Annotated in this window: 2 protein-coding genes; both read right to left on the minus strand. The window is 64.6% G+C overall.

Annotation, left to right across the window (positions count from 1 at the left end; translation table 11 throughout):
- Positions 1 to 181: 181 nt before the first annotated feature.
- Positions 182 to 1,810 carry an ABC transporter substrate-binding protein gene (locus ABZX96_RS37995; protein WP_355554250.1) on the minus strand — a complete coding sequence of 543 codons (1,629 nt, stop codon included), beginning with the start codon at positions 1,808 to 1,810 and terminating at the stop codon, positions 182 to 184.
- Positions 1,811 to 2,266: 456 nt separating this feature from the next.
- A partial coding sequence (locus tag ABZX96_RS38000) for a hypothetical protein (protein WP_355554253.1) occupies positions 2,267 to 2,540 on the minus strand: 274 nt, incomplete at its 5' end.

Raw genomic sequence — 2,540 nt, forward strand, 5'->3', positions numbered from 1 at the left:
GCGCCCCTATCATCTCGGCACCATTTGGGCGTGGTCGTGTTTTCAGTGCGCCCCCCGGTGGACGACAAGAAGCGCCCGCAGGGGGGGGCGGCCGGCCCCGCGTCGGCGGGTGCCGGCCGTCCCCTGCAGCCGTGAGCGGTCGAGTTGTACGTGCGCCCCGCTCAGGGGCGGCTGCGTCGGATCAGCCCTTGACCTGGATGTCGCTGAAGACCGGGACGCTGAAGGGGTTGAGCGCGACGTTGGAGACGTTCTCCGACCAGCCGACGGTGCCGTTCTGGTAGAAGAGCGGGATGTTCACCGCGTCCTTGATGACGACCTTCTCGGCCTGCTTGTAGAGGTCGGTCGCCTTCTTGATGTCCGGCTCGGCGGCTGCCTTCTCCATCAGCTCGTCGAACTCCTTGTTGCTCCACTTGCCGTCGTTGGAGCTGGCCCCGGTCTTGTACAGCGGGGTCAGGAAGTTCTCGATGTGCGGGTAGTCCATCTGCCAGCCGGCGCGGAACGGACCGTTCATCTCGCCCTTGGTGATCTGGTTGCGGAAGTCACCGAAGGTACCGATCGGGTTGCCCACGCACGCCTTGTCGTCGCCGAGGGCCTTGTTGATGCTGTTGCAGGCCGCGTCCGCCCACTGCTTGTGGGAGTCCTTGTCGGCGTTGTAGTTGATGGTCAGCTTGCCGCCCGGGATGCCGCCGCCCTCTTCGATGAGCTTCTTGGCCTCGGTCGGGTTGTACGAGCAGACGTCGCCGCAGATGTTCTTGTCGTAGCCGTTGGCCTCGCCGAGCACCGGGGAGGTGAGGTCGACCATCGGCGTACGGGTGTTGTTGTAGATCTTCTCCGTGATGCTCTTGCGGTCGATCGCCATGGAGATGCCGCGGCGGACCTTCTCCATGCCGGGCTTGTTCCACTCGGGCTTGTAGAACGGGAAGGTCACGGCCTGGTAGATACCCGAGGGCTGGGTGAGGTAGTTGCCCTTGAGGTCGGTCTTGGCGTTCTTGATCTGCTCCGCCGGGATGTCGTCGTCGACATCGAGGTTGCCGGCCTGGAGGGCGGCGTACGCGGCGCTGGAGTCGGTGAAGACCTGGAGCAGGACGCCCTTGTTCTTCGGCTTGTGCAGGCCGGTGTAGTACTTGTTCGGGACGAGCTTCATCAGCTTGCCCCGCTCGTACGACTCCACGGCGTACGGGCCGTTGCCGACCGGCTTCTTCAGGTATTCCTCGTGCTTGTCGAAGAACAGCTTGGGCAGCGGCGCGAACGCCTTGTAGCCCAGGCGGACCGGCCAGGTCGAGAACTTCTTGTTGAGCTTGACCGTGAAGGTGGTGTCGTTGACGACCTTCAGGCCCGACAGCGTCTGCGCGGTGGGCTTGCCGTCCTCGGGGGAGGTCTTGTCGTAGCCCTCGATGTCGGAGAAGAAGTACGCGTTCTTCTGCTTGTTGGTGGCAAGCGCGGCGTAGTTCCAGGCGTCCACGAACGACTTCGCGGTGATCGGCTCGCCGTTGGAGAACTTCTGCCCCGGCTTGATCTTGATGGTGAAGTTCTGGGCGTCCTTGGACTCGATGGACTCCGCCGCGGCGTCCTTCGCCTCACCCGTCTTGGGGTCGTACTCCTTCAGATTCATGAAGATCTGGTCGAGCACCTTGCCGCCGAGCACCTCATTGGTGTTCGCGGGCTCCAGCGGGTTCTGCGGGTCGCCCCAGTTCGCCCGGACGAAACCGGCCTCGGCGCCCGAGCTCTTGCCGCCGCCACCGCAGGCCGTGGCCGTCAGAGCAACGGCGATCGCGCCCGCGACCCATATCGCACTTCTCGCACCGCGCATTGGGATGCCTCCTCATGAGTCCATTTACTGCATGGAAAGGAGCCGATCCCCGCTGACACCCCTGACAGCCGGTCACCAGCCCCCGATGCTCGTGAGTCGGCGCTCCCCACAGCGCGTGACCCATTGACCCGAGCTCAATTCCCACCAGTGTTAGGCACTTAGGCCCCATAAACCACGCGTAAGGGGTCTCGTTTTGATCACATCCGGTCGCGATGGGTTCGGAATCCGGACAAAACAATCCATCCAGAGGGTCACGAATGGGACTAGCCGACCTATTGATGGTGATCTACGTCCGGTATGCGGGGCTTCTGTACGCCTGACGGCCCGTTATGACTCTTGACGGGGGGTGTGCGCGGGTGCTAGGCGGGCGCGGTATCCGGGCGCCCCTGCGGGCCGGGAGGCGGGAGGGGGGTGGTGGGGATGGGGTGGGAGGGGTGGGTGGGGACTGGTTGTTCGTTACGGTGCGTGATGGGCGTAAACGATGGCGTCGGCCGCGGTGTTACTGCGTGTGAGCGGGTGGTGCGGCGGTGGCACGGTGAGCGGATCGGTTCCGGTATGGCGTTGGCGCAGTGACCGGTCCGGTTCCGGCGCGAGACTGATCGATCGGTTCGGTTCCGGTATGGCGTTGGCGCAGTGACCGGTCCGGTTCCGGCGCGAGACTGATCGATCGGTTCGGTTCCGGTGCGGATACGACGCCACCCCGGCGCCCGCGTCGATCGACGTGGGCGCC

Origin of the sequence: Streptomyces sp. NPDC003077 (assembly GCF_040611095.1) — a bacterium.
In the GTDB taxonomy this organism is placed as follows: Bacteria; Actinomycetota; Actinomycetes; order Streptomycetales; family Streptomycetaceae; genus Streptomyces.

Excerpts from the sequence above, each read along its gene's own strand:
- ABZX96_RS37995 (WP_355554250.1), bottom strand. The coding sequence starts at position 1,810 with ATGCGCGGTGCGAGAAGTGCGATATGGGTCGCGGGCGCGATCGCCGTT.